Here is a 21,680-nt window from a genome sequence, read left to right as displayed (position 1 = left end):
ATAAAATTAAAAATTCCAACCTAATGTTGCTCCAAAAGCTACAGGTCGAATTTCTGCATTTTTATCTGTACTATACAGCCCATTGGCTTCTCTATTTGAAACCGATGTAGGATTGTAACCTATATAAGATTCATTTTTGTCTTGATCAAGTATTGAACCATATCCATTTTCAAGAAACATTGCAGCATACAAAGCATTTTTTGCCCCCATTTCAAATGTGAAACCTAACTCAAAAGAACTCATTATCACTCCCTTTGTTTTATACTCTCCTGATGCAGAATAATTGCTTTGTACACCAAAACCATATTCTGGTAAATCATCAATTTTTAAATTGACATCTGGATAATAACCAGTACCATTTACATAATCTGCAGTGGCTTCTATTTTATAATTTACAGGTAAAAAGTATTTAGCTCCTGCTCTAAAATTAAAATCGATTCCTTTATTAATATTGGTCTTGTACTGCAAGAAAAGTGGAATTTGTAGGGCATGTAGAGTTTGCTTTTCTTTATAATTACTTGTGGTAGTAGTATAAACGAATGCTGAGCCTGTAATATCAACTTCATTAGTTGTAAGAGTTGATGATGGATTATTTAAAAAAACGTCTTGCTTATATTGAGCAAATTCTAATCCAGTCCCAATTCCTATATGATTTGTCAAAGAATAGATATAACCTGCTTTTACAGCACCACCGAGTCTATGTCCTGCCGAGGTACCTTTAACATCACTTTGAATATTTCCTATTCCTGTTTGGACTCCTACATAGAACTGAGCGGTTATTCCTTGGGAAATTAAAATTATAGCGATAGCTATTACATTTTTTATATTATATTTCATATTTATATTTTTAATATTAGAATAATCCATCCTCATTTATAGTAAATGAGGATTTCATACTCTTAAATTATTTAATTTTTAACTAGAAGGTTTTTTGTGAAATATTTGCCATTTGCCAAGGTCATTTTTACAATATAAACGCCTTCAACAGTAGGAGCTTTTAAAGTTACTATATTCTCACTAGTAATTTTATCTTCCATTAATAATCCTCCAATGCTATATACTTTAATATGTGCATTCTGTAATTTTGAGGAAGACACATTAGTAACAAGTTGATAGCTTGAATTTGTTTTAGCTGGATTTGGAACAATTTTTATATATTCTTCTTCTACTGTTGGAGAAAAAGTCAATGGACAAGTGTTAACTAATGTACCATCTAATTTTGTAGCTATAGCATAATAAGTACCATTCAAAGCCCCATTTTCTTTAAAATATTGAGTGGTTTGATTTGGGACTAAAACGCCATTTTTATACCAACTGTAAGCTTTAAAACTCTTAGAGCTATTATCAAAGAAAAGAATATTTTCAAAATGTTTTTTAATAAAATTTGGTTGACTATTTACAAATGGTAACACTACTACTGGGGCAGGATTGTAATTATTGTCTCCTGCTTGAGATGCTGTAATGGTTGCTTGCCCATAGTTCTGAAAAATCAGCAATTTATCTGAAACTGTTCCAACATTAGTATCAGAAGAAGTATAAGTTATTGCTAAACCACTACTAGAAGTAGCCGTTAAGATAACTGTAGACTCTCCATCACAACCTAATACTAAAGTTTGATCCCAAGAAATTATCTGATCTGCCTTAGTAATATTAAAATTTGAACCTACATATGTACTTGTATAATTTGAACCAGCACTCAATGTTCCTTGTTCAATTACATATGTTCCTACATTCTCTCCTGCTACTCTTGTTAAAGCTCCGGTAAATGTATCTCCGCTTACTAAACCTGGTGAAACTGAATAAGTATAAACAGGATTAGTAGTTCCGTAAATTTTCGTTTGAGAAGCATTTGCAGTAATTGTAATTGACTTGGCTGTGATACCAAAGTCCTTACTAACATAAGTAATGGTATAATTTGAGCCAGCGCTCAATGTTCCTTGCTTAATAGTATACATTCCTACATTCTCACCTACTATTCTTGTTAAAGCTCCTGTAAATGTATCTCCACTTACTAAACTTGGTGAAACTGAATAAGTAAAAACAGAATCAGCTGTTCCATAAATTTTCGCTTGAGAAGCATCTGCTATAACTGTAATTGGCTTGGCCGTGATAGCAAAATCCTTACTAGCATAAGTAATAGTGTAATTTGAACCAGCGCTCAATGTTCCTTGTTCAATTGCATATGTCCCTACATTCTCTCCAGCTACTCTTGTTAAAGCTCCAGTACATGTATCACCACTTACTAAACCTGGTAGAACTGAATAAGTAAAAACAGAATCAGCGGTTCCATAAACTTTTGTTTGGGAAGCATCTGCTGAAACTGTAATTGGCTTAGTTGTGATAGTAAAGTCAGCACCAACATAAGTAATTGTATAATTTGAGCCAGCACTCAATGTTCCATTTGTAATAGCATAAGCACCTACATCTTCTCCTGCTACTCTTGTTAAAGCTCCAGTAAATGTATCTCCACTTTCTAAACTTGGTGAAACTGAATAAGCAAAAACAGGGTCAGTTGTTCCATAAATTTTCGTTTGAGAAGCATCAGTTGTAACTGTAATTGGCTTGGGTGTAATAGAAAAGTCAGCACTAACATAAGTTATTAAATATTTGGATCCTGCTGAAAGTGAACCTTGATTTATAGCATAATTACCGATGTTTTCACCTGTAACTCTAACTAAACTACCTGAAAAACTATCCCCAGATAACAAACTTGGTGTTGCCGTATAAGTTAAAACAGGATCGCTTTGTCCATAGACTTTGGTTTGAGAGGCTGTTGCTGTGACGGTAATTGGTATTTGATTTAACTTTAATATAAAATTATATGTTGTAGTACAACTGTTTCCATCTGTAACCGTAACTGTAAAATTACTATCGGCAATCTGAGATGAAGTTCCTACTATATCACCATTTGAAGATAGGGTAAAGCCTGAAGGCAAACTACCTGCAGTAACTGCGTAGGTTTTAACTCCTGTGCCTCCTGTTACGACAATACTTTGGTTATATGATGAATTATAATCATAGTCGGGTAAAGTTGCTGTTATTAAGCTAAATGCCGTAGGTTGAGTAATAGTAAAGCTTTTAGTTATTGAACAACTATTGGCATCTGTAATGGTACAAACATAAGCCCCGGCAGTTAATCCCGTTGCGGTGTCAGCTGTTCCACCAGAAGGAGACCAAGAATAGGTTAAAGCACCAGTTCCGCCAGAAGCTGTTACTGAAGCTACACCATTATTCCCACCGTTACATGATAGATTCGTTTGGGAAGTTGTTGCTGTAATTGCTGTTGGCTCCGTTATTGTAAAATTACGAGTAGCTGTACAGCTATTTGCATCAGTTACGGTTACTGTATAACTTCCTGCCGCCAGTCCTGTTGCTGTTGCTGCTGTTCCGCCAGAAGGAGACCAAGAATAAGTGTATCCTGGAGTTCCGCCAGAAGGAGAAACTGATGCGACACCATTTGTTCCGCCGTTACAAGATACGTTCGTTTGAGATCCTGTAGCAGTGCTGATTGCTGTTGGTTGTGTAATCGTATAGTTTTGAGTTGCCGTACATCCGTTAGCATCTGTTACGGTTACGGTATAGCTTCCTGCTGCCAGTCCTGTTGCTGTAGCTGCCGTTCCACCAGAAGGCGACCATGAATATATATATCCTGGAGTTCCACCAGAAGGAGAAACTGATGCGACTCCATTTGTTCCGCCGTTACAAGATACGTTTGTTTGTGACCCTGTAGCAGTGCTGATCACTGTTGGTTGCGTAATCGTATAGTTTCTAGTTGCTGTACAACCGTTTGCGTCAGATACAGTTATTGTGTAACTCCCTGCTGCCAGTCCTGTTGCTGTAGCAGCCGTTCCACCAGAAGGTGACCAAGAATAGCTATATCCCGGAGTCCCACCAGAAGGAGAAATTGATGCGACTCCATTTGCTCCACTGTTACAAGATACGTTCGTTTGAGATCCTGTAGCAGTGCTGATTGTTGTTGGTTGTGTAATAGTGTAGTTACGAGTTGCTGTACATCCATTTGCGTCAGTTACAGTTACGGTATAACTTCCTGCCGCCAGTCCCGTTGCAGTAGCAGCTGTTCCGCCAGAAGGCGACCAAGAATAAGTATATCCCGGAGTCCCACCAGAAGGAGTAACTGATGCAACGCCATTTGTTCCTCCGTTACAAGCCACGTTTGTTTGTGATCCTGTAGCAGTGCTGATTGCTGTTGGTTGTGTAATAGTATAGTTTCGAGTTGCAGTACAACCGTTAGCATCCGTTACGGTTACAGTGTAGCTTCCTGCTGCCAGTCCTGTTGCAGTAGCCGCTGTTCCGCCAGAAGGTGACCAAGAATAAGTGTATCCTGGAGTTCCACCAGAAGGAGTAATCGATGCGACTCCATTTGTTCCTCCGTTACAAGATACGTTTGTTTGTGATCCTGTAGCAGTGCTGATTGCTGTTGGCTGAGTAATAGTATAGTTTCGAGTTGCAGTACATCCGTTAGCATCCGTTACGGTTACAGTGTAGGTTCCTGCTGCTAGTCCTGTTGCTGTAGCAGCCGTTCCACCAGAAGGAGACCAAGAATAAGTATATCCTGGAGTTCCACCAGAAGGAGTGACTGATGCAACGCCGTTTGTCCCGCTGTTGCAAGATACGTTCGTTTGTGATCCTGTAGCAGTGCTTATTGCCGTTGGCTGTGTAATAGTATAGTTACGATTTGCAGTACATCCGTTAGCATCCGTTACGGTTACAGTGTAACTTCCTGCTGCCAGTCCCGTAGCTGTAGCCGCCGTTCCACCAGAAGGCGACCAAGAATAGGTATATCCTGGAGTTCCACCAGAAGGAGTGACTGATGCGACACCATTTGTTCCTCCGTTACAGGCTACATTCGTTTGTGATCCTGTAGCAGTGCTGATTGCAGTTGGCTGTGTAATTGTATAGTTACGAGTTGCCGTACATCCGTTAGCGTCGGTTACGGTTACAGTGTAGCTTCCAGCCGGTCGACCTGTTGTTGTTGCTGACGTTCCGCCTGAAGGCGACCAAGAGTAAGTATATGCTGGAGTTCCACCAGAAGGAGAAACCGATGCTACACCATTTGTTCCTCCGTTACAGGCCACGTTCGTTTGAGATCCTGTAGCTGTACTGATTGCTGTTGGCTGTGTAATAGTAAAATTTTTGGTGATTTGAGTTGATTCACTATCAGTTATAGTACATGTATAAGATCCTGCGGACAAACCTGTAGCAGTTGATGCTGTACCTCCTGAAGGTGACCAAGAATAGCTATAAGTGGTAACTCCGCCTGAAGCTGTTACTGAAGCAGTACCATTGGTGCCTCCGTTACAAGGCACATTGCTTTGGCTGGTTGTTGCTGATAAAGCGGCATTTGTGGTGAAAGTTAAATTACTTCCATAACTGGTACCTGCAGAGTTTATCGCGTAGGCCCTAAAATTTATTAAAGTACCGGGAAGTAATGATGATACAAGTGAGCTAAAACTTCCTGTTCCAGAACCAATAGTAACTTTATTATCGGATGTAGTAGGGTTAGCAGTTGTTGCCCAGACAATTCCCCGTTCGGTTACCGTTCCGCCACCATCTGCAGTAACATCACCTCCCAAAGTAGCTTTTACGGCACCTACACCCGTGGCTGCAGTTGTAGTGACTGTTGCTGGTAATGCAGATGACTCAAATAAACGAAAATTGTCAACAGCAATTTCTTGAGATGCAGAAGCATTAACAGAACAATTTAGTCGGATGTCTAAAGTAGTTCCAGTTGCAGGAATATTTGCTGTTAATTCTGTAAAGGTATAGCTTAATGCTGTTCCATCACCTATTAAATCATTGTCAGTATCAACACTAAAAACATTTGAAGATGTTGTTGTACTTGCATAGATTCCAATTATTTTAGTCCAAGATCCCCCATCTATTCGGTATTCAATTGCTATGAAATCTTGAAGTGGATCAAAAGAGGTACCTTGATAAGAGCCATTAAAGTCATTGTCGGCAAAAAGTCCTTTAAATGAGAGCCCCGTTTTGCCTGAAATATTGATACCAGTCCAAGTAACTTGTTGATTTGGAGTGATGGAATTATTTACACACGTTGACCCTTTGTCAATGTCCTCAGCTGCGAAAAATTTAGTGCCTTGAAATCCACTATATGTTCCGCTTTGTAGTGCAATTCCAGCTAGAGCCGTTCTAAAAAAATAGGCAGTTGCAGGTGGTCCACCGCAAGAAAATTCTGTAATTGAAGGTGTTCTTGTACCTGAACTTGGGGCTCCAGTATCTTCAAATGTGTCACTCCAAAACTGAGTTTGGGAATTTCCTTTTATATAAAAGAAACACATTAGTATTGTAAAAATAAATGTAAAGTTCTTTTTCATAATCAAATGGGTTTAAATTAGGGATTGTTTCTACATTTTAATCAAATCATTAGTTATTGTTGGTCTTAATACAGCAAACTGTTGTGCAGTCATAATGCCGTAGTCTGTACTAAGTATTTCAACTGCAATTTGTTGATTATCTTCGCATGCGATGTTAAGTGTATTAGTCATGGATACAATTGTACCAACTTGACTGTTATGAGGTTGATCTAATAAAGTTGCAGAGATTATTTTGATTTGTTCTCCGTAAAGTGATGCGTCTGCACCAGTATTCCAAGGATTACAGGCGTTAATTAATGAAATGATTTCATGGGCAGACATTCGTTTCCAATTAATATAAGTATCTGCTAACTCTGGTTTTTCATAATAATAGGATAAATTTTCATCCTGAGGTTGGCTTGGAATGATGCTTGCAAATTGTATCATATTAGCCATATTTAAGGCTACATGCGCGATACGTTCGCTTAATTTTACGGTTAGTTTGCCATAAGTATCTTCTTTCTCGATGATGATAGGATCGTTAAAAATAATATTTCCTTCATCGAATCTTGCATTCATAAAATGAGCACAAATGGCAGTTTCTGTCTCCTGATTTTTGAGCACTTCAAAAATGGGCATTGGTCCGCGATATTGTGGTAAAGGTCCAGAATGGAAGTTGATGAACTTATTCTCTCCATAAGACAAAACTGTTTCGGGAAGTAAAAAAGGGAATGAGATGCAGAATATATAATCAGGTTGGATGATATCAATCCAAGATCTCATTTCGGTGATGCTTTTTTTATTGGGAAAAGATTTAAAACCGATGTTATTGTTTTCAGATTCTTTTTCTAATGCTTCTATAATTGTGTCGTTGCTTTTACCAATGCCGATACCGCAAATAAATTTTTCATATGCGAGTAATTGCAATGTTTGAAAAGCGAATTTTCCGCCACATAGCACTAATATTTTTTTTTGTTTTTCCATATTAAATACAGACATAACTATTATGCCATGCAGATGTAGCTTTGTCTATGTCTTGGTTAATTAATCTCTCGAAGTTTTTATGTATTTCATCAATTTCACCTTCTAATTGTACTTCGCATTTCCCTTCATCGTTGGGTACAATACTTGCTTTATACAATGGTGAAATAGAAGTATTTGTTTTTGAATTAAAATAAATATTTCCTCTAGGACTTGTAAATTCAAATGAATGTAGACTTGATGCAATTTGTATTATATTATTTTGATGCTCATCAATCAATTCAAGAACTCTTAGTGCGATTGTAGCGCTTTCCCAACTTAATAGTGAAAATAAATTAGGTGTTCTTCCTGTGGCTATTATTGCTTTTTTAAAGATTTCATTTTCTTCGGACTTTATTTTTTTTGACCAAGCAGCTATACCTTTTACATTGTTATTAGGATATACGGCATTGGTAAGCATTGTTTCTTCAAATCCAAAAGGGGGTAAATAAATAGGGATATTTTCATCTCCAAATGAGTTTTTGATTCCTTCAAAATACCATTGTACAAAATCACCACTAAAAATACTTAGCAAGGCACTGTCAGGATATTGTTGTAAATGATCCTTCAAAGGTTCTACTGTAAAATCCTCTGTTTTGTATCCAGTGGCGTGGTTAAAGGAAATTTTACCACCATTATCTTCAAAACTTTTAGAAATGCTATAAGTGTGTAAATAGCCACCATCGTAGTAACCGGTAACCATTCCTGCATTTTTATAGCCATGATTCAATGCTTCTTTTGCTGTAAACCAAGCTCCTAAAGCGTTGTGTAGTGAATGATAAAAAATATTTGGACAACTAGGCCATTCATGAGGTAAGTTAGCGCCAGTATCTAAAACAATCAACATTTTATTAGCAGCAAGAAAAAGCGGACGAAGTAATTGTGCAGTGCGATGTCCTATATAGGCAATTACTAAAGAGACGTTCTCTTCTAGTAAAAGTTTTTCTGCGCTGCGATAGCATTGTTGTTTTTCTGCGCCAAACCCGATGTTTTCTGTTACTATTCTAACATCAGTTCGTCCCAATTGTTTTAATCCAGATCTAAGCCCTTCATATAGATCAAAACCTATAGTGTGATAATAAGTAGATCTTGCTAGTAAAATTCCTATTGTTTGCATATTTTTTTATTAATTAAAAGAGGAAACTTTCGATTTGAAAATTTCCTCTTTATATTATTTTAATTAATTTCTACTTGGGAATATTCCTTCTGTAGCAATAGAATAATTGATAACCAGATAAGGATTAAGTATATCTATTGGTAATCCAGATCCTGTTATATCGGTATTACCAGAAAGCTGAACACCACCGGTAAAAGTTCCAGCGGTTGGTCCATTGCCAGAGTAAGTAGCACTAGAAGCAACAGCCGGATAATTACCTTGTGCAGATACTTCATCAGCAGTTGCTGATGACGCCTGTAATTTTGCCGATAAGCCAGTCAAAGTATGAATATGCGCTGGCATATTTGTTGTTAATATCGATACGCTTGTTGTTCCTGCTTTTTCTCCAATATCATAATTTGGAAGCCCAGGACCCTGACCTTGACCAATTGGCACACGGCCTTGTAAGTCAGGTAAAGCAAATGTTGTTTGTCCGTTTCCGCCATAATAAGTTCCTAACAAAGAAAACAAGGCTGTGTTTGTACTAATTGGTAAAATTTGACCGCTACAGGTTTGGTAGCCTCTTGGAGCAAAATTAAATCCCAAAATTTTAATTTCCCCAATGAATGGTTCTGTTGACATAGTTTTTAGTTTTATGGTTAAAAAATAAATAAAAAAAAAAATTGCGAATTGGATATACGTAATTATACCTGTTTTTGTAATTATCATAAAATTAGATAATTACTCATTATTTTATAGAGAAATGCCATCAAGGGCTTTTTTCTTGTCATGAGAGAAGAAAATCGATATATGTAAGAAAAGATATTGTAATGATGAAGATATAAAAAATGAATATCGTTATAATTCAGTTTGTGTAATTTGTATTATTTCAGCTTATTAAAAGCATAGTTTTTGGCCAAATTCTGCTAACTATTGCAAACTAAAAATGATTAATTATTAATATAAGAATTATCTTAACATGATGTAATAAAAAAATGTTTTTATTAGGAAAATGACTAATTTTAAATTATATTTGTCTGTAAAATTCATATAAAATCGATGAAATGCTTATTTATTTAGTAAATACAGGATGATTACTTACAATTTTAATATCTATATTTTTAAAGAGATTAAAAATAATTTATCTAAAATGAATAAATAGTTAGTCACATTTTTAATAATGTAAGAATTATGGAAGAGGAACTAGAACTTAATAACTTAGATGATTTTCTAAAAAGTAACCAATTAGTATCAGTGATACGAACATTAGAATCAGATAGGAAACGGATTGCACATGAATTGCATGATGATATAAGTTCAAAATTGAATGTGATCTCATTGAATTGCCATCTTCTAAAAATTCCTAATTTATCTCCAAAAGAGAGTGAAGAAATTACCCAAAACATTATTGAGTACAGTTCTAAAGCGCTAAATAGTTCAAAGAAAATGGCACATAGTTTGCTCCCTCCAGTGTTGGAAAAATTTGGACTTCATGCAGGAATAGAAGAGTTATGTGCTGAATTTAGTAATGATGAATCTGTAACGGTTCAATATGAAAACAAACTAAAGTTTGATTTTGAAGAGAATGAATCTCATATACATGTCTTTAGAATTTTGCAAGAGTTACTAGCTAATTCAATACAACACGGAAAAGCAACAGCTATTTTTGTTCTTTTTGATGAAATAAATGGAAAAAAAACCTGTATTTATTCAGACAATGGGATTGGTTTAGATTTGAAGCAAGTAGAAAGTCATAATGGTCTAGGATTGAAAAATATTGTGAGCAGGGTTGCCGTCCTAGGGGGAGATATCACGATTGATTCTCAATTGAATAATGGAATTTCTGTGGTTTTTAATTTCTAAAATATGAAATCGATTAGATTTTATATTTCATAAAAAAACAAATATTATCATATGAATGAAACTATAAAAGTAATTTTAGTTGACGATGAAGTGTTATTTAGAAAAGGGATTTCTTTTTTATTAGATAAAGAAGAAAGTATAGAGGTAATTTTTGAAGCTTCTGATGGAGTAGAATTAATTGATTTTCTAAGAGGAGATAATCCAAAACCCGATATTATAATCATGGATTTGAAAATGCCATTGCTAAATGGGATAGAAGCTACCAAAATTATTAATAAAGAATTTTCAGAAGTGAAAATTATAGCTTTAACAAGTTATGACTCAAAGGCATTTATAGCAAATATGATTGACGTGGGGGCAGTTTCTTACTTGATCAAAAAAGCAACACCTCAAGAATTATTTATAACTATTAAAGAAGTGGCCAGAAGAGGTTTCTATTATTCAGATTATGTTATGAATATTATCCAAAACGATGTTATTGCAAATAAAAAATCAAAATGTAGTTTTGATACCAGTTTTATTACTTCACGAGAACTGGAGGTTTTGCAACTCATTTGCAAACAAAAAAGTACTGTTGAAATAGGTGAAAAACTATTCATTAGCCCTAGAACGGTTGAGGGGCATCGAAATAATCTATTACTTAAAACAGAGTCTAGAAATATTGCGGGATTGGTCGTTTATGCCATACAAAATGCAATAGTTTCTTTGGATATTTAATACTAGAATATTAAAAAGTTTTACTTTGCATAATTATAAAAGATAAAAAGAGTACTTTAGATTGCTTCCCATTATCTTTGTTTTAAATTAGTTTAAAAATGATACGCAAAAGACTTCTTTTTATATTTATTTTTCTTTTATCGATTTCAGTAAAAGCTTCTTTTATTTTGTTGCCAATGGATGAGACTACGCAGCAAAATCATCTTAAGGCATATGGAATTACCTATTGGTGTTTAGCCAAAAGTTATAAAGCAAGCTGGTTACTCAATTACCGCGGCGGTTCTTTTTTATTGCCTGATGCCGATGAAATTAGGAAGGAATGCCAAATTCGAGGTGTAAGTTTCGAAGTGATTTCTGATGCAGAGGAAACTGCTATTCTGAATGAAATTTCTAGTCCATCACAAAATATGGAATCTGTAATTCTTGAGAAAGCCCCAAAAATTGCAGTATATACTCCAAAAGGAAAACAACCTTGGGATGACGCCGTAACTTTAGTTTTGACGTATGCCGAAATCCCGTTTACACCTATATATGATGAAGAAGTATTAAGTGATCAACTATTACTTTATGATTGGTTGCATTCCCATCACGAAGATTATACAGGGCAATACGGAAAATTTTATGGAGCTTATAAAAATGTGCCTTGGTATATAGATCAAAAAAGAGATGCTGAGGCCCTAGCTAAAAAATTAGGCTATGAAAAAGTGTCTCAAGAAAAAGGAGCGGTCGCTAAAAAAATAAGAGATTTTGTAATAGGAGGAGGGTTTTTGTTTGCCATGTGTTCTGCAACAGATAGTTTTGATATAGCTTTGGCAGCAGATGGAGTTGATATTTGTGAGCCAATGTTTGACGGAGATCCAAGCGAAGCTAATTATCAATCGAAGCTAAATTATGGTAATACTTTTGCTTTCAAGGATTTTACTTTAGAGAGAAGACCAGAACAATATGAGTTTTCGGATATAGATATGACTTTGAAGAGAAAAATACCAATGGAGAAAGATTACTTTACTTTAATGGAATATTCAGCGAAATGGGATTTTATTCCTAGTATGCTGTGTCAAAATCATACTCAATTGATTAAAGGTTTTATGGGACAAACTACTGCATTTGATTCAGAATTGATAAAATCGAATGTTTTAGTAATGGGAACTTGTGAGCTTAATGGAGAAGCACGTTATATACATGGTGAAAAAGGAAAAGGAATGTTTACTTTTTATGGAGGGCATGATCCTGAAGATTTCCAGCATCAAGTGGGAGATCCTCCAACAGTTCTGGATTTGCATCCCAATTCTCCTGGTTATCGATTAATTTTGAATAATGTATTGTTCCCAGCTGCTAGAAAGAAAAAACAGAAGACATAAAAGAATAATTCTAATAAAAAAGAATCCCAAACTCAAGATTATAGTTTTGAGATTGGGATTTTTTTATATTATTTAATTAATGTATGGAAAATTCAAGCCAAATAGGGATGTGATCGGATATTTTTCGAGCTTCCTTTAAAGAGACAAATTTTTGATAAAATAAAATAACATCCGATTTTATGAAGTTTAAGGAACTGGTTTTGTAAAACATATTATCAAATTCTGAGGCCAAGTAACTTTCTCCTTTGCGCTTCATTTTTAGAGATGTTTTTTGATTCTTTAAAATAGGAGCATAGCCAATTTTTTTTAAAGGATCGAAAACGGAATGCGATTGAGAACAATTAAAATCACCTGTAAAAAGTAAATTCAAATTGGGATATTCTTGTGGCAAAAGCTTGAAATATTTTATCTCAGTTTCGGGCTGCATACTTTTTGTAATAGCGTGAAAAGTGACAATGGTTACGTCTTTTCCTTTTATTTCAAAAGTGGCAAAATAAGGCTCACGATCTATTTCCAAATGGTATTTTTGTTCTAGCCATGGTTTGCCTTTTAGTTTTAGGTTACTGGTTTTCCAAAGAAAAGCATAACGCTCGGTTTTATAGGCATTACTAGAAGTAGGATTGCTTATTCGATAATCCCATTTCGTTCCTTTTCGATTGAGCTCATCTGCCAATCTTGCTACAGCTTGAGTTCCCCCGTTTCCTGCCACAACTTCTTGAATGGTAACGATGTCACAATCTTTTATCGTATTTGCAATAAAGGCAATCTCTTCATCAGATTTGGATTTACCAAAATTCTCTAAATTCCATGAAAGGAGTTTGGTTTGAGAATAAAAAGTATTGAAAAAAAGTAAAAAGAGAAGACAGTATGTTTTTTTCATAGATAGGAATTAATCCCCAAATATAAAGATTGTAAATCAATTATTAGTCTTCCCAACCACAAAGTGTAAGTCCATTATTTTGGGCTTGCTTTAGAGAAATTTTTACAGTTTGGTCACTACAGGCGTTTAGCCCACGACATGATTCATTGTAATGGTATTTTTTTGCTCCAGTTTTACCGCAAACATAGACTTTAGTGTCTGTAATAGAATTTGCTGAGAGATAAAAAAAGAATAAGGTTGCAATTAGTTTCATATTTTTTGTTTTTTAGTTATTATTTAGCTTCAAGTTGGTAGTTGTTGCCTACCTCATCAATGCCTTTTAGTTTGCCATAATCAACCCATTCCACTTGTATGTCTATGTTTTTTTTATCTTTATTGATAATGATACCTGCACCATACTTACCTTTTATATTAATAGTACCCGATACGGAGTCTCCTTCTTGATCCACCCCATTTATCTCATAGTTGTATTCATAATTGCCAGAAGTTCCCGTTCGATACTCATATTGATATTTTAAATCTTTATGATACGTTTTGGCTTCTTCGGGTGTGATGGTCTTGATATCATCTGGAGTGATAACTTCTTTATAAAAGGTTTGGGTTTGTATGTTTGGTTGTTCCTTTTTGCAAGAAGTTATCAGCCAAAATGAAAGATGTATAAAAAGTAATTTTTTAATCATGCGCTTTTTATTTCAAATTTAGAGTGATCACTGTTTAAATCCTTACTGGAATCCGTAATAGTCTAATAATAAATAGTTTTTTATGTGCTTACTAAAAGGATATTCTATTAAATCTTTTTGGAGATAAAATCCTTTATTATTTTATCCATATTAGATGGCAAATCTGCATTCCTTATTTCAAATCTTTTTACTTTCATTACTTGAAACCAATTTGTCCAATAGGTTTTTATTACATCTTCTTCATAAGGATTTTTTGTGTCCGGATTAATACCTAGCACAAGAATTTCGAGATTTGATAAGTTGGTGTTAGCTTTTAGAAAACCAAATTTTTGATCAATTCTTTTAGTATTCCAAGAGGAAGTATTAAGGTTGCCACTTTTTATTAGTTCAGGAGTGAGATAAGATGTTAAGTTTCCTTCTTTCATTTGTGTGTCTTTGTAATAGATATAACCATCAGTTAATATCACTAGAATATTTCGATATTCCTTTTCTATACAATAATCATTAATTTTAGTTTTAAAGAATCGCCATATATCAGAGCCAATATAATTACCATCTTTAATAGCAAGCTTGTATATTTCTAAAGGATTTTTTGCATAGATAGTTTTGGTGTTATTTATTAGCTCTCTTGATACATTTCCTTTGTTGATTTCAATTTTTAAATCTTTGGAAATTTTGTTTATTTGAGGATTAAGTGGAGTTGGATCAAAGAATAATTGAATTTTATCTTGAGCTTGTATTACTTTTTTACTTCGGACATGTTCTGTAAATGCTTCAGAAACCGAATTAATATAACCAACATCTCTCAGGTAATATTCCATTGTTGGATTGGGATATTTCGTTGGACTGATTCTATCTGATAAATCAAGTAACAGACTGATGTTTAAATTTTCAGAAACGTCTTTTGTTTTAGCAACATTGTTGTTTTCTTCTTTTTCTTCATTTTTACAAGAAAGAGTAAGAATAGTAAATAACAGTATGATTATTAGTTCTATGTTTCGTTTCATTGTGTTTAATTTTTTGAATATACTAAGTGTTGAAAATCAGGATCAATAAGGTTTAGCTGCTTCAGGTGTTCTATCGATGTAGATTCACAGTTAGCTAATAATTCTTCTTTTTCTTTGTATGGCAATGCAATTTCAGTTCCAATTGCCTGATACCATCCCTCTTTGTATTGATGATGATAATTAAGATATTCTTTTACAGGGAAAACAAATCCGTCTATTTTGGACTGTAATTCTCGGATTGTGCCATTAATGCTTATCACTTTTTGTTTGAAATCATTTATTTTATTTGAATTCTCTAATTTAACTTTCTCTAAATTGGTTAATTCTTCTTTTTTTCCACGGATGAATACTCTAATTTTATCCATATTTTCATGTTCTTTCATCACAAAGTCAAATACTAATCCCCAGATGATATACACTACAAAACCAGCAAAAATTATCATCCAGAATTCAGCTTGTTGTAACGCAATTTTTAAATTATAAGCAGGTGAATCTGGTGTTTTATTGAAATCGTATATTTTTTTTTCAATTATATAAGCCAATAATCCATCAAATAGAAAGGTAATGGTAAATAAGGCAATCATTCTAAATGTATTTTTTATTCCCTTGCCTTTTTGAACCATATGAATTATATATCCTAGCCCCATAAATACAAAAGGGATGGTAATGACTAAAACACCTTCTAGCCAGCTCGCTTTGAAAGAATTGGTAAGAGCATTTGCGTCAAAAATAGCAGCGGTTAAGCTATCGTCTGAAAATTCTTTAAAGAATGCAGAGTAAGATGCTGATATATAGAAAACTAATAAATAAAGTGTTATAGGAAGTATTAGGATTAGACCAACATAGAATTGTGCTTTTTGTCCTTTACCCTCATCGATATATTTATTTGGATTGACTTTTACATCAACCATCTCTTGTTGGATGTTGTCTATTATGACATTAAATTCGTGTTCTTTTTGTTCATAAATAGCGATTGCTGTTTCATTTTTTTTAAGCTCAGTTCTACTTTTTTCTTGTTCCTCTTTGTAAGGTTGTTTTAATCTTTCTTGCTCTAGAATCTGTTTTCTGCATTGATCTTCAAAACTACTGAATAAGTTTTGTAAGCACGCTCTTAAAACGATGGGTTTCCCAGTAGCTTTAACGGATGCTGCAAAGCCACTTTGGTAATAAGTTATTCGGATTTGCTCTCTGTCTTCCTTATTTTCTTCGAAAGAGTTTGATTGCGGTTCTCCAACTTTTTTCAAACTAAATAATTGTTGCAGTGATTTCATAAATTAAGAATTTAATTGATTAATAATTTCTTGCTTGCCAATTTCTTTTTGGACGCAATCAATCAGGTAATTTGCTAACTCATCTATGTTTTCTTCCTGAAATTCAAATTTTTTGCAATACTTTTTTAGAGTGTTCATTTCATCAATAGTGATTTGACCATCAGCCCAAATGATTCTAGTTAAATCGTATAAATATTCAACTCTTGTATTTAGGTCACTTGGAATATTTAAATCATTATTTATTGGATTTAAGAATAATTTATCTAATTCTTCTTTTGGAATTCCTCTTTCATCAGCAAATTGATATAACATTTGAAGTTCTAAAACATCAAAGTTATCATCTGCCAAAGCCATTTGATAAAGTCTAAGAAAATGGCTTTTTAGTTCTAGTGTTATCATTTTTTTTAGTTTAGTTTTCAAATTCATAAAGGCCAACGGTCTCTAGCAACTCTTTTTCAAACAAATAAATATCATCTATGGTTTGAATAGATTGTCGTACTTCGCTTTTATCAGCATTGAAAAGGCCAATGTATTTTTTTCCGTTGTTGAGGTGTAATCGACATAAGGGTTTACGATTGTTATCGTCTAATAAAACTCCAAAATAGGATTGAGTATCACGAGAAGCAATTCTGCTAGTTGGCAGTTTGCGTCTCAAAATGGCTACTACTATGCGATAGGCTTCTAATTCTTCTTCGCTAGTGCAAATTTTACTTTCTTCTACCGTAGGTTCAATTTGTTTTTCTTGTTGTAGGGATTCTTTAGAGAGAGCAGCTTTAAGACGATCGTTTACTTTATCACTAATAAATTGATTGAACCCTTTTTGAACCAAATCTTTAAACTCTTCCATTACTTTTTCGGTTAATCGTCCAGAATAGACTTTATTGGCAAATAGTTTTGCAAATTCATTAGATGGATTAGACAGTTCGTCATTAATCTGTTTTCTGATTTCTTGTATATATTTCAATGAGCTTGCATTGCTTACAATATGATTTACATCAAAACTGGATTTTTGGAATTTTGCTATTTCATTAACCACGTTATCTTTTAGTGAAATGATGTCGAATTCTAGAAAAGGTTTTGCATCCATTTTATTTTTTTCATCCAAATCGGTAAAAAATTGATAGGTAATTCCGTTGGTTAAAAGAGCAAAACGAGTTTTGGTAACATGGAAATAGCGAAATAATTGTGAATTATGAACGGATAATTTCTCTTTCCAATTCTTGCATTCAATAATGAGGATTGGTGCTCCTTCTTGAATAATGGCATAATCAACTTTTTCTCCTTTTTTGAGACCAATGTCAGCTGTAAATTCGGGTATTACTTCGGTTGGATTAAAAGTGTCGTAGCCTAAAATATTGATAAAAGGAAGTACAAAAGCATGTTTTGTAGATTCTTCGGTTTCAATTTTATCCTTTAGCTGATTGATTTTATCTGCTAAAGATTTGAGTTGGGTAGAAAGTTCCATAGATTTTATGAATTAAGTTAAATCTTCAGTTTCTGCTATTGGTGCATCAATTTTTACTCTTTCAATTGCTGTATCTCTATCGGATACGTTTGGGTACATATTGCTGGTTCCAATTATTTGACCATTATTTTGAGACTTTAGAACAAAATAATATTTGGAATTATCGGATGTTTTTCTGTCGTAATTTTTATCCAATGGAGCATTTGTTTTTACGGACTCAATTCCGTTTTTGCAATTTTGTTTTGCAGTATACATTTCACTTTTTAAAACAATAACCTCATCTTTGGACCAAAGGTTAAAATAGAATTGATTATTGATACTTTTTTTAATTATAAATTTTGGAAACTTCATGGTTTGTTTTTTATTTGATTAATAATCGTTCTGCTATTTCGTTCTCATCAATTATAATTCTTGAAGGAAGTAGCATATTGGTTTTATTGTTTACTGGATTTTTGAAAATTTGAATAGCTACTCGGCAATTTTTATATCTAAACCAAAAAGCTTTTAATCCTTTTAAAAATCCTTGTTGTTGTGTGATTTCATAAACATAATGTGAGCATGATTTTTTAAAAACACATTTAGGTCTACTATTCTTTGGTTTGGAAAGCCAATACATCTTAATAATTAAAAGGATTAAAAATTTCATATTATTTCTCAAAAACTATCATTTGTCGAGTTGTTGTATAACCGGGTTTTGCACCTAGACCAAAACAGCCTGCATCTGGTTGTATAAATGTTGAGACACTTTCTAGTCTAATGTATTTCCAACCTTTCGAGTTGTAATTCATTATCAATTCTTCTAATTGTTGGGCCACATGCTGCGAGGTTCCTTGTTTTGAATCTATTGATGCCACGAAGGGGATTACTTTATATTCCATGGTTTTATAAATTAGCGATAATAACATCATTTACATCTATCTGAATAGCATAATCAACTCTTTTTAGTTTGCTTTTTAGTTTTGCTTTCTCTAGGTCATTTTTTATTGTATTTATCGCATCTATTCTTGTCACTCCATCTTTAAAAGTTACTTTCCATGCAGTATCTAAATTGGATATTTTTGTCCATTTTTCATCTTTTAAGACTTGATAAAAAATCTCTCTTTGTTCTTTTGTTGCCTCAGGCAGGTCTAATGTTACTAATGCTTTGTATGACATTGTTTAAAATTTTAAGTGTTAATAATAATCAAACTTAAATACATTATAAATCAATTGCTTACGGGAAACCGTAAAGGGCTTTTTTATTTGCTAATTGAGATTGAGAAGTTTTTAAAAAAAACAAAGCATCAGAAGGAACTGATGCTTTTATATATTGAATTAAATAATGAACTAGATTTTTTTGAATCTATATCTTAAAGCGCTTAGGATGGAAACGAGCATAAAAGATAACATTAGAGGAATATAGCAAATTCTGTAATCTAAAGATTTGAAATGGCATGTTACTCCCAAAAGGATGAGACTTATTATAACACCAATTATTATAATCATGGAGTTTAAATAGATGTTATTTTTGGATAAGTGTTTTACAAATAAATTTGCCTTGGGAGTTACTGTTCCCAAGCTGTTTTTCTTTTTTAAATTATATTTTGAAGCAGCAGTTTTGACAGAATTATTTGCTCGCATTGTGTTTGAAATATTGAAACAAACTTAAATTCATTAAAGAAAACTTCTTTACTGGAAACCGTAAAAGCCTATTTTTAAAGTGTAATTTATATATTAAAAGGAGTAAATTTTTTAATCCAGAAATATAAAAGTACTTTCTAGTAGATAAAAACTTTAGAATTAAACCAATCCTAAATCTTTGGCAATTGCCACAAGGTGAGTGGTGTTGTTAGCTTTGAAGTATATTTTGAGTTTGTTGATGCGTTTTTCAATAGTGCTTTTGCTGTTTGGAGTAATACCAGCCTCTTTAAATGTAGCCTCCATATTTTCCTGAGCTACGCCTTTAGAAAGATACTTCATCAATTGAATGTCATAATTGTCTATTTCATTGACAGTTTTGTCCCTAAGAATATGATTCAATTCGGGTGACAGGTAGTTTTGAGTGTCTTCATAAACGACTTCGACTGCTTTTTTAAGTTCTGCAATACTAGAACGTCCTTTCATAACAAAACCATTGATTTTATATTTGTCAAATAATGATTTTATACGATAGGATTTATCTTCAATTGAAAAAGCAATTATTTTTATTTCGGGAAACAATTGTTTTACTACTGCTATTAATTCTTCGCCAGAGTTGAGTGTGTTTTCTCTATGATCAACTTTAAACGACAAATCTGAGATTAACAGTTGATAAGGTTCATTGTCTTTGTAGGCCTTTTTAATTTTTAATAGTGCATCATCACAATATTTTGAAAATGCAATTTCTGGAACTTCAAGTTCTTCGAGTACTTGTACGGCTGCAATATCATTAAAATCGATGTCATCTACTATTAAAACTTTTTTGAACATAATCAGTAATTATTTAGGTATTGCTATTTTAGCTTTAAAACCTTTATTGGTTTCTATGTCAAAAGTAATGGTTCCATTTATGGACTGAATACGGTTTTCCACATTATGAAGGCCATTTTTTAAAATTTGTGTATTGTTCATTCCAACTCCATTATCGGCATAATCAATTTGAATGAATTTTTCATTCGAATCAAAACTAACAGCAGCAAAGGAACACTGACTGTGTTTTTTCATGTTAACCATCAGTTCTTGCAATACTCTGTATAGCGCAATTTTCTTTTCAGTTTGAATTTTTATCCAATTAATATCGCCATTGTCTTTAATAATTATTTTGATCTGATTGTTGTTGTAACCGGAAAGCATTTCTTTTAGTTCTTCTTCAAAGTTAATTCCAGTTTCAATTTCACTGTTTTCTCTCGAGATGTTTCTGGTTCTGGCATATATTTTATCGAGACTACCTAGAAGGTTTTCTTTTTTTACTGGGTTTTGTAAATCTTGGGTTTCAACAAAAGCCATTGTTTGGTAAACATCATTGGCTAATTCATCGTGAAGTTTTTTAGATATTCTAGTTTCGCTGTCATATACTGCTTTAGCTTTTTCGCGTTTCCCTTTTGTAGTTAAATAATAGTAAAGAAATAAAAGAAAGCTTGAGACCAACACAATAATAATGTAAGAAGTTAGGCTTCGGTTTTTTTCTTGCTCTAACAGCAAGTCATTCTCAGCTTTTTGGGTTTTAAGTTTTAGATTTTCGTTTTTTTCTTTAGTAGAATCATACTTGATTTTTGCAAATTGATTTTTTGCCTTTTGCCTTACTTTATTAAGACTATCGTTGATGTGGAGGTAATTTGTTGTAAATTTTTTGGATTGATTTCCGGTACTATTTTTAATTAATTGCTCTAAAGATTCTAGTCGATCATTTGCATTATTTATTTTGGTAGCCTTTGCATAGGATGCTTTTGCATAATGGTAGGACAAAACAGGATTGGTCTTGTTGTAAAAATCAGATAGGTGGTAATAGGATGTTGTTATTCCAAAATCATCTTTTATTTGTTCTCTAATTTTTAGGGCTTGATTGATATAATCCAAACCTTTTTTTGAGTTTCCTGTTTTGAAATATGAAAAGCCTAAATTGTCAAGAATTCGGGCGTAATTTTCATCATTGTCTGTAACTTTTTTTATAGATACTAATGGGGTAAGAATTGATATGGCATTTGGGTAGTCTTGCTTTTCCATGTACACAACAGCAACGTTGTTTTTAAGTATTGCTTTTTGTAATTCATCTTCAGCTAAATTAAAAGCTTGATTATAATAATAAATACTATTGTCATAATCAAAAAGATTTACATAGTTAATTCCTAAGGTATTATAAATTGCAATTTTGTATTGATTATCTGTTGTTTTGTCGAAAAACGGAATGGCTTCCGTAGCAGTACTTTCACTGCTGGTGTAATCTCCTTGGGTTTGTTGTATAGCTGCCATTTTAAGTAAAGAATAAATAATTTTGACTTTATCCTTAGATGGGTCACAAGCTAATTTC

21 protein-coding genes are annotated in these 21,680 nt (G+C 33.3%); 3 read left to right on the top strand and 18 right to left on the bottom strand.

Annotated elements, in window-relative coordinates; genetic code table 11:
* Positions 1–6: 6 nt before the first annotated feature.
* From OZP08_RS18010 to OZP08_RS17990, 5 genes are all read right to left on the bottom strand, one after another.
* The gene (locus OZP08_RS18010) at positions 7–837 is read right to left on the bottom strand and encodes an outer membrane beta-barrel protein (protein ID WP_268847462.1); all 831 of its coding nucleotides are present in this window, start codon (positions 835–837) and stop codon (positions 7–9) included.
* A 71-nt stretch (positions 838–908) separates the two neighbouring features.
* Complete coding sequence (locus OZP08_RS18005; RefSeq protein ID WP_281322507.1) at positions 909–6,356, bottom strand: MBG domain-containing protein; 5,448 nt, start codon at positions 6,354–6,356, stop codon at positions 909–911.
* A 30-nt stretch (positions 6,357–6,386) separates the two neighbouring features.
* Positions 6,387–7,319 carry a methionyl-tRNA formyltransferase gene (locus OZP08_RS18000; protein ID WP_281322506.1) on the bottom strand — a complete coding sequence of 311 codons (933 nt, stop codon included), beginning with the start codon at positions 7,317–7,319 and terminating at the stop codon, positions 6,387–6,389.
* Position 7,320: 1 nt separating this feature from the next.
* The gene (locus tag OZP08_RS17995; RefSeq protein WP_281322505.1) at positions 7,321–8,472 is read right to left on the bottom strand and encodes an ABC transporter substrate-binding protein; all 1,152 of its coding nucleotides are present in this window, start codon (positions 8,470–8,472) and stop codon (positions 7,321–7,323) included.
* Positions 8,473–8,535: 63 nt separating this feature from the next.
* Positions 8,536–9,093 carry a phage tail protein gene (locus tag OZP08_RS17990; RefSeq protein WP_268847455.1) on the bottom strand — a complete coding sequence of 186 codons (558 nt, stop codon included), beginning with the start codon at positions 9,091–9,093 and terminating at the stop codon, positions 8,536–8,538.
* Positions 9,094–9,642: 549 nt separating this feature from the next.
* Here OZP08_RS17990 and OZP08_RS17985 point away from each other — a divergent pair.
* From OZP08_RS17985 to OZP08_RS17975, 3 genes are all read left to right on the top strand, one after another.
* On the top strand, positions 9,643–10,314 hold the full coding sequence (locus OZP08_RS17985) for a sensor histidine kinase (protein WP_268847454.1): 672 nt from the start codon (positions 9,643–9,645) through the stop codon (positions 10,312–10,314).
* Between the two features lie 51 nt (positions 10,315–10,365).
* Positions 10,366–11,031 (top strand): response regulator transcription factor, encoded by a 666-nt coding sequence (locus OZP08_RS17980; RefSeq protein WP_268847453.1) that lies wholly within the window; start codon positions 10,366–10,368, stop codon positions 11,029–11,031.
* A 98-nt stretch (positions 11,032–11,129) separates the two neighbouring features.
* Positions 11,130–12,392 carry an asparagine synthetase B gene (locus OZP08_RS17975; protein WP_281322504.1) on the top strand — a complete coding sequence of 421 codons (1,263 nt, stop codon included), beginning with the start codon at positions 11,130–11,132 and terminating at the stop codon, positions 12,390–12,392.
* A 76-nt stretch (positions 12,393–12,468) separates the two neighbouring features.
* On the opposite strand, the gene OZP08_RS17970 is transcribed toward OZP08_RS17975, so the two are convergent.
* The 13 genes from OZP08_RS17970 to OZP08_RS17910 all read right to left on the bottom strand — a co-directional run bounded on the left by OZP08_RS17970 (position 12,469) and on the right by OZP08_RS17910 (position 21,622).
* On the bottom strand, positions 12,469–13,272 hold the full coding sequence (locus tag OZP08_RS17970) for an endonuclease/exonuclease/phosphatase family protein (protein WP_281322503.1): 804 nt from the start codon (positions 13,270–13,272) through the stop codon (positions 12,469–12,471).
* Positions 13,273–13,315: 43 nt separating this feature from the next.
* The gene (locus OZP08_RS17965) at positions 13,316–13,525 is read right to left on the bottom strand and encodes a hypothetical protein (protein WP_281322502.1); all 210 of its coding nucleotides are present in this window, start codon (positions 13,523–13,525) and stop codon (positions 13,316–13,318) included.
* A gap of 19 nt (positions 13,526–13,544) precedes the next feature.
* On the bottom strand, positions 13,545–13,952 hold the full coding sequence (locus OZP08_RS17960) for a hypothetical protein (RefSeq protein ID WP_281322501.1): 408 nt from the start codon (positions 13,950–13,952) through the stop codon (positions 13,545–13,547).
* Positions 13,953–14,059: 107 nt separating this feature from the next.
* Entirely contained in the window at positions 14,060–14,959 is a 900-nt protein-coding gene (locus tag OZP08_RS17955) for a hypothetical protein (RefSeq protein WP_281322500.1), read from the bottom strand.
* Positions 14,960–14,964: 5 nt separating this feature from the next.
* Positions 14,965–16,230, bottom strand: a complete 1,266-nt coding sequence (locus OZP08_RS17950; protein WP_281322499.1) for an ABC transporter permease — start codon at positions 16,228–16,230, stop codon at positions 14,965–14,967.
* A gap of 3 nt (positions 16,231–16,233) precedes the next feature.
* Positions 16,234–16,629, bottom strand: a complete 396-nt coding sequence (locus OZP08_RS17945) for a tellurite resistance TerB family protein (protein ID WP_281322498.1) — start codon at positions 16,627–16,629, stop codon at positions 16,234–16,236.
* Between the two features lie 10 nt (positions 16,630–16,639).
* Entirely contained in the window at positions 16,640–17,695 is a 1,056-nt protein-coding gene (locus OZP08_RS17940; protein WP_268847447.1) for a type I restriction endonuclease, read from the bottom strand.
* 12 nt (positions 17,696–17,707) lie between these two features.
* The gene (locus OZP08_RS17935) at positions 17,708–18,046 is read right to left on the bottom strand and encodes a YegP family protein (RefSeq protein ID WP_268847446.1); all 339 of its coding nucleotides are present in this window, start codon (positions 18,044–18,046) and stop codon (positions 17,708–17,710) included.
* Between the two features lie 10 nt (positions 18,047–18,056).
* Positions 18,057–18,341, bottom strand: a complete 285-nt coding sequence (gene yidD, locus OZP08_RS17930; protein ID WP_281322497.1) for a membrane protein insertion efficiency factor YidD — start codon at positions 18,339–18,341, stop codon at positions 18,057–18,059.
* A 1-nt stretch (position 18,342) separates the two neighbouring features.
* The gene (locus OZP08_RS17925; protein ID WP_349293459.1) at positions 18,343–18,549 is read right to left on the bottom strand and encodes a hypothetical protein; all 207 of its coding nucleotides are present in this window, start codon (positions 18,547–18,549) and stop codon (positions 18,343–18,345) included.
* 28 nt (positions 18,550–18,577) lie between these two features.
* Complete coding sequence (locus OZP08_RS17920) at positions 18,578–18,850, bottom strand: hypothetical protein (RefSeq protein ID WP_281322496.1); 273 nt, start codon at positions 18,848–18,850, stop codon at positions 18,578–18,580.
* A gap of 624 nt (positions 18,851–19,474) precedes the next feature.
* Complete coding sequence (locus tag OZP08_RS17915) at positions 19,475–20,143, bottom strand: response regulator (protein ID WP_281322495.1); 669 nt, start codon at positions 20,141–20,143, stop codon at positions 19,475–19,477.
* A gap of 9 nt (positions 20,144–20,152) precedes the next feature.
* Positions 20,153–21,622 (bottom strand): tetratricopeptide repeat-containing sensor histidine kinase, encoded by a 1,470-nt coding sequence (locus OZP08_RS17910; RefSeq protein ID WP_281322494.1) that lies wholly within the window; start codon positions 21,620–21,622, stop codon positions 20,153–20,155.
* Positions 21,623–21,680: the final 58 nt, after the last annotated feature.

It is taken from the genome of Flavobacterium aestivum, assembly GCF_026870175.2.
In the GTDB taxonomy this organism is placed as follows: Bacteria; Bacteroidota; Bacteroidia; order Flavobacteriales; family Flavobacteriaceae; genus Flavobacterium; species Flavobacterium aestivum.
This window is presented reverse-complemented; position numbering and strand designations above follow the sequence as displayed.

Bases quoted from the DNA above. Each gene is read 5' to 3' on its own strand.
- OZP08_RS17980 (WP_268847453.1), top strand. From the start codon at position 10,366: ATGAATGAAACTATAAAAGTAATTTTAGTTGACGATGAAGTGTTATTT.
- OZP08_RS17975 (WP_281322504.1), top strand. From the start codon at position 11,130: ATGATACGCAAAAGACTTCTTTTTATATTTATTTTTCTTTTATCGATT.
- OZP08_RS17950 (WP_281322499.1), bottom strand. From the start codon at position 16,230: ATGAAATCACTGCAACAATTATTTAGTTTGAAAAAAGTTGGAGAACCG.
- OZP08_RS17985 (WP_268847454.1), top strand. From the start codon at position 9,643: ATGGAAGAGGAACTAGAACTTAATAACTTAGATGATTTTCTAAAAAGT.
- OZP08_RS18010 (WP_268847462.1), bottom strand. From the start codon at position 837: ATGAAATATAATATAAAAAATGTAATAGCTATCGCTATAATTTTAATT.
- OZP08_RS17955 (WP_281322500.1), bottom strand. From the start codon at position 14,959: ATGAAACGAAACATAGAACTAATAATCATACTGTTATTTACTATTCTT.
- OZP08_RS17915 (WP_281322495.1), bottom strand. From the start codon at position 20,143: ATGTTCAAAAAAGTTTTAATAGTAGATGACATCGATTTTAATGATATT.
- OZP08_RS17965 (WP_281322502.1), bottom strand. From the start codon at position 13,525: ATGAAACTAATTGCAACCTTATTCTTTTTTTATCTCTCAGCAAATTCT.
- OZP08_RS18005 (WP_281322507.1), bottom strand. From the start codon at position 6,356: ATGAAAAAGAACTTTACATTTATTTTTACAATACTAATGTGTTTCTTT.
- OZP08_RS17920 (WP_281322496.1), bottom strand. From the start codon at position 18,850: ATGTCATACAAAGCATTAGTAACATTAGACCTGCCTGAGGCAACAAAA.
- OZP08_RS17935 (WP_268847446.1), bottom strand. From the start codon at position 18,046: ATGAAGTTTCCAAAATTTATAATTAAAAAAAGTATCAATAATCAATTC.
- yidD (WP_281322497.1), bottom strand. From the start codon at position 18,341: ATGAAATTTTTAATCCTTTTAATTATTAAGATGTATTGGCTTTCCAAA.
- OZP08_RS17970 (WP_281322503.1), bottom strand. From the start codon at position 13,272: ATGAAAAAAACATACTGTCTTCTCTTTTTACTTTTTTTCAATACTTTT.
- OZP08_RS17910 (WP_281322494.1), bottom strand. From the start codon at position 21,622: ATGGCAGCTATACAACAAACCCAAGGAGATTACACCAGCAGTGAAAGT.
- OZP08_RS17990 (WP_268847455.1), bottom strand. From the start codon at position 9,093: ATGTCAACAGAACCATTCATTGGGGAAATTAAAATTTTGGGATTTAAT.
- OZP08_RS17945 (WP_281322498.1), bottom strand. From the start codon at position 16,629: ATGATAACACTAGAACTAAAAAGCCATTTTCTTAGACTTTATCAAATG.
- OZP08_RS17940 (WP_268847447.1), bottom strand. From the start codon at position 17,695: ATGGAACTTTCTACCCAACTCAAATCTTTAGCAGATAAAATCAATCAG.
- OZP08_RS17995 (WP_281322505.1), bottom strand. From the start codon at position 8,472: ATGCAAACAATAGGAATTTTACTAGCAAGATCTACTTATTATCACACT.
- OZP08_RS17960 (WP_281322501.1), bottom strand. From the start codon at position 13,952: ATGATTAAAAAATTACTTTTTATACATCTTTCATTTTGGCTGATAACT.
- OZP08_RS18000 (WP_281322506.1), bottom strand. From the start codon at position 7,319: ATGGAAAAACAAAAAAAAATATTAGTGCTATGTGGCGGAAAATTCGCT.